A 685-nucleotide genomic window follows, 5' to 3' on the forward strand; every position below is an offset into this window, starting at 1 on the left:
GGTTTCGTCATCTATTGGAAAGACACAAACTGGCCGAGCAAATTCTGAAGACGGTCACGGACTTGCTGGAGAGTAAAAAGCTGCTGCTTCGCACGGGAACTATTGTGGATGCGACGCTGATTGCAGCGCCCAGTTCAACCAAAAACAGCACCAAATCTCGTGATCCTGAAATGCACCAGACCAAGAAGGGTAATCAGTGGTACTTCGGCATGAAGGCCCATATTGGCGTGGATGCTGATTCTAGTCTGGTGCACACAGTGCGAGGCACATCGGCCAACGTCAGTGATGTCGTTGAAGCCAACAGCCTGCTGCATGGAAAAGAGGTTGATGGCTATGGCGATGCAGGCTACCAAGGTGCAGATAAACGCCCCGACATGCCGACGCCAGAACCTGAGCGCAAATTCCAATGGCATATCGCCATGAAGCGCAGCCAGCGCAAGGCTCTAGACCTTCAGCACCCGGTATCGGCCATGCAAGAGCAGCTTGAGCAGGTGAAGTCCAAAATCCGGGCCAAGGTCGAACACCCATTCAGAGTCATCAAGCGTCAGTTTGGCCACGTCAAAGTTCGCTACCGAGGCTTGAGAAAGAACACGCAGCAATTGCATACCCTGTTTGCCTTGGCGAACTTGTGGATGGCCCGTGGCCGTTTGCTGAAAAACAGCCAATCCAAGCCTGGTGTGGGTGC

1 protein-coding gene is annotated in these 685 nt (G+C 53.4%); it reads left to right on the forward strand.

Features of this window, described 5'->3' with window-relative positions:
• A partial coding sequence (locus tag AC2I9W_RS17625; RefSeq protein WP_486411210.1) for an IS5 family transposase occupies nucleotides 1–685 on the forward strand: 685 nt, incomplete at both ends.

The sequence above is a fragment of the Comamonas sp. FUJ_7 genome (assembly GCF_057369555.1).